A 3,936-nucleotide genomic window follows, 5' to 3' on the forward strand; every position below is an offset into this window, starting at 1 on the left:
GGGAGATGTGTATAAGGGCCAGGCGCGGGCAGGTGTCGTGAGTGGCGGTGCCGGTTCTAACCGGCATCGCCACTCACGAGCCACGGGCCGCGACCGTCCACTTCAGACCGGCCGAGTCAGCGCGGCAGCAGTTCCATGACCCGCTCGACGAGCCGCGGGCTGTCTACCGGCGACACCGTCACCCACTCCTGCCCGCCGCGTCCCGGCGAGCACACCGCCGAATACGCCCCGGCGTCCGTGTCGAACCACGTCAGCCCGCCGGTCCGGGAGAGTTTCCCCGCCCGGTCGCGGACGTGGACGGTGAACTGCCCCGCCGCGTACACCGGCCGGGACTGGATCGCCCGCAGCTCCTCCCCCTGCGCGCCGCCGGGCGGCTCCCCCGCCGAGGGCAGCCGGACGCCGTAGCCGGGACCGGCCGAGAGTTCGGGCAGCACGTCGACGATCGCCGAGGCCAGTTCGCTTTCCCCGATGGCGCGGACGCCGATCGTTCGCGACGGCTGCACCGCCAGCACCGCGTTCCGTCCCCGGACCGCGGCGACCGCGCGGAACGGTTCGTCGGCGGTCATGTCCGCGAGCGCCTCGCACTCCACATACCGGTCCGCGGACGCCAGCAGGCGCAGGCTGTTCTCCAGGGCGGCGTCGAGGCGGCCGTCGAAGAGGCCGCGTTCGCCGAGGTTCCGGTAGACCTCCGCGCGGATCGCGGAGCGGTCGGCGTCGGTCTCCCCCACGCTGCGCACCGCGAGCGGCGCGGGCGGCGTGTCGAGGCCGAGGTCGGCCCAGACGATGTCGAACGCGGACGCCGACAGGCTGATCAAGCCGGCCCCGCGCCGAGCGGCGGGACCGCGGGGAACTGGCCTTCGGGCAGGAGCCCGCGCAACGCCGTGTCGCGAGTGCGCAGGACGTCGATCGCCTTCTGCCGGGCAGCCTCGGCTTCCGCGCGGCGCTCGTCCATAGCGGACGACAGCCCGGCCAGCTGCACCATGCTCCCGCTCGCCGCGGCGGACCGGATCATCGCCGCCGGGTCGAAGTCCACCGGCGCGGGCATGTCCGCCCGGGCTCGCGCCGCGACCTCGGCCTGTCCGTGCACGGCTTCCCCGACCTTCGCCGACACCACGGAGGTCTCGGCCAGCCAGCCGGACGCTTTGCCGAGCACCGTCCGCATCGCGTCGCCGGCGTCGCCCTGCCAGGTCTCCTCGCTGCCGGCCGACAGCGCGACCAGGCCGCCGATCGAGTCCTCGAGCCGTTGCGACAGCCCTGCCCACCGCGTGCCCGAGTCGCCGGCCGCGGCCGGGTCGTTGCCGTCGACCGCCTGCGCGGCCAGCGCCGCGTGGCTGAACGCTTCGTAGCGGGCCGTCGGCTCGGGAGCGGCCGGGGACTCGGCGGGCACGGCCGGGGTGTCGGTCACGACTTTCCTCCTCGCACGGGGTTCACGGCAGCTTCGGCTCGAGCAGTCCGGCCACGTCGCTCGCCCGCGAGCAGGCGAGCGCGGAGTCGGCGAAGTTCGCGTTGTTCACGTCGATCTGCACGCTCTGCGCACCGCCGACGTCGAGCAGCACCGCGCAGGTGCCGCGGCGGCCGGACACCTGCACGGCCTGGTGCGAGCCGACGTCCTTCTTGGTGCGCTTGCCGTCGGAGAGGTCGAGGTTGGCCAGTCCGTTGGTTTCGTCGAGAGTGACGGTGACACCGAAGGTCGAAGGCACCGTCCAGTCGCAGGCGCGCGCCTCGCCGATCGTCTTCGGCTTGCCCTGCCCGGTGAGCCCGGCCGACGACCGGTCCTGCGGCGAAAGCAGCGTGCACGGGTCGAGCTTGGCAAGCGATGCGGACGGGGCCGAGGACGACGGCGCGGGAGCCGGAGGGCCTCCGTCCGCGGGCGCGGCGTGCGAGATGCCGGGCATCCGGCCGCACGAAACCAGCGAAATCAGCACGGCGAGCCCGGCGAGAGGAAGGAACGCGGCGCGCGCCGCGAAGCGGTCAGCCACCGGTGCAGTCCACGCCCTCGGCGGCTTCGCCGTCCTGGTCGCGGTATTTCTCCAGCGCTCCGCCGATGCGCTTCTTCAGCCCGGCGATTTCCTTCCCGAACGCGGTGAGCTGGTCGACCGCCGACCCGTCGCGGCCGAGGCCGTACTTCGCCATGAACGCGCCGACCTCGCCGGCGTACCCGCCGCCGAGCGGCACCGACCGGCCGAGCACCGCGGCCTCGCGGACCATCTCGCCGACGACGTCCTGCAGCTCGCCCAGCTTCGAATAGGTCGCGGACGCCAGTTCGGGCGTGACCGCGAACCGGCCGCCGGACAGTCCCGGGAGCCCGGCTTTCCGTTCCGCCTCGGCCTCGCTCATGCGCGGATGCACCTCTTCCGACGTCGAACCGTGGTCGGGCGACTTCGTTTCGGAGCATACGACAGTGCATACGGTCAGCGGGATCACCTGAAAATGCCTCATAATCACCCGTAAGAAGGTGTGCTGAGGTGGCTGGGCGTCACCATGAAACGATCTCGGGGTTCCGCCGCCCGGTTCTCCCGGGTTTGACACACTGGGGAGAACGCTGGACAAGGCGCGCATCCCCGCCGGTTTCCGTCCAGCTATGCGCCACCAGGAGGTCGAGTGACGTCGAGAATCCAGTCCGCTTCCCCCGCCGGACCGCACGGCAACGGGTCCGGGCAGCCGCCGTACCCGGCGGTCGAGTCCGCGGACGGGCTGGCCCAGGTCCCGGCGGCCGGGCTCGGCGAACTGCACGACACCGCGCGCCGGATCGCCGCGAACGTGGAGCGCGTCCTCGTCGGCAAGCCGGACGTCATCCGGATCGCGCTGGTGACCCTCCTGGCCGAGGGTCACCTGCTCGTGGAGGACGTGCCGGGCGTCGGCAAGACCTCGCTCGCGAAGGCGCTCGCGCGCTCGATCGACTGCACCGTCAGCCGCGTGCAGTTCACGCCGGACCTGCTGCCCAGCGACGTCACCGGCGTCTCCATCTACAACCGGCAGACCGGCGAGTTCGAGTTCCGGCCCGGCCCGGTGTTCGCGAACATCGTGGTCGGCGACGAGATCAACCGGGCCTCGCCGAAGACGCAGTCCGCGCTGCTGGAGTGCATGGAAGAGCACCAGGTCACGGTCGACACGAGCACCTACACGCTCGACGCGCCGTTCATGGTGATCGCGACGCAGAACCCGATCGAGATGGAGGGCACCTACGCGCTGCCCGAGGCCCAGCGCGACCGGTTCACCGCACGGGTGTCCATCGGCTACCCCGACCAGCAGGCCGAACTGGCCATGGTCGACGAGCATTCCGGGCACAATCCGCTCGCGGACCTGACCCCGGTGTCCGACGGCGAGACGATCCTGCGGCTGATCGCGACCGTCCGCGGCGTGCACATCGCCCCGGAGGTCCGCCGGTACGCCGTCGACGTCGTGTCGGCGACCCGGCAGGTCCCGGAGATCCGGCTCGGCGCCTCGCCGCGCGCGACGCTGCACCTGGTCCGGGCCGCGCGGGCGCAGGCCGCGCTGTCCGGGCGCGACTACGTGGTGCCCGACGACCTGCACACGGTCGCCGTGCCCGTGCTGGCGCACCGGCTGGTGCTCACCACCGAGGCGCACGCCGCCCGCCGTTCGGCGACCGACGTGGTCCGCGCGGTGCTGCACCGCGTTCCCGTCCCCCAGGGCTCGGCCCGCTGAGGCGCGTCCCGCTACCCGAGTAGGGAATCCGCATGCTGCGCGCGCTGTCCGGCCTCACCACCCGAGGCCGCTGCCTCCTCGCCGCCGGAATCGCGGCCGCGGTGTGCTCGCTGGTGCTCAACGAACGCGACCTGCTGCGGGTCGCGGTGTTCGTCGTCGCCCTGCCGCTGCTGGTCGCCGCCTACATCTCGGCGACCCGGCTGCGCCTCGGCGCCGCGCGCACCCTGCGCCTGGTCCGGGCCGCGCGGGTCTGTCCGGCCCGGCCGACCT

Annotated in this window: 5 protein-coding genes and 1 pseudogene; 2 read left to right on the forward strand and 4 right to left on the reverse strand. The window is 72.9% G+C overall.

Annotated elements, in window-relative coordinates; translation table 11 throughout:
* Positions 1-116: 116 nt before the first annotated feature.
* From D0D37_RS45925 to D0D37_RS45940, 4 genes are read right to left on the reverse strand one after another with little or no spacing between them, the layout of a single operon-like run.
* The gene (locus D0D37_RS45925) at positions 117-815 is read right to left on the reverse strand and encodes an ESX secretion-associated protein EspG (protein WP_116206839.1); all 699 of its coding nucleotides are present in this window, start codon (positions 813-815) and stop codon (positions 117-119) included.
* A complete protein-coding gene (locus D0D37_RS45930) occupies positions 812-1,405 on the reverse strand; it encodes a PPE domain-containing protein (RefSeq protein WP_116206840.1) in 594 nt (197 codons plus the stop codon). The genes D0D37_RS45925 and D0D37_RS45930 overlap by 4 nt, the downstream gene beginning before the upstream one ends.
* A 22-nt stretch (positions 1,406-1,427) precedes the next feature.
* The gene (locus D0D37_RS45935; protein WP_116206841.1) at positions 1,428-1,979 is read right to left on the reverse strand and encodes a DUF3558 family protein; all 552 of its coding nucleotides are present in this window, start codon (positions 1,977-1,979) and stop codon (positions 1,428-1,430) included.
* Positions 1,972-2,337 (reverse strand): hypothetical protein, encoded by a 366-nt coding sequence (locus D0D37_RS45940; RefSeq protein WP_116206842.1) that lies wholly within the window; start codon positions 2,335-2,337, stop codon positions 1,972-1,974. The genes D0D37_RS45935 and D0D37_RS45940 overlap by 8 nt, the downstream gene beginning before the upstream one ends.
* A 264-nt stretch (positions 2,338-2,601) precedes the next feature.
* Here D0D37_RS45940 and D0D37_RS45945 point away from each other — a divergent pair, with 264 nt between their 5' ends.
* A complete protein-coding gene (locus D0D37_RS45945) occupies positions 2,602-3,666 on the forward strand; it encodes an AAA family ATPase (RefSeq protein WP_208720575.1) in 1,065 nt (354 codons plus the stop codon).
* Positions 3,667-3,698: 32 nt separating this feature from the next.
* Positions 3,699-3,936: pseudogene (locus tag D0D37_RS45950) on the forward strand (hypothetical protein); the annotation flags it as partial.

Source organism: Amycolatopsis circi (genome assembly GCF_003385235.1).
GTDB classification, from domain to species: domain Bacteria; phylum Actinomycetota; class Actinomycetes; order Mycobacteriales; family Pseudonocardiaceae; genus Amycolatopsis; species Amycolatopsis circi.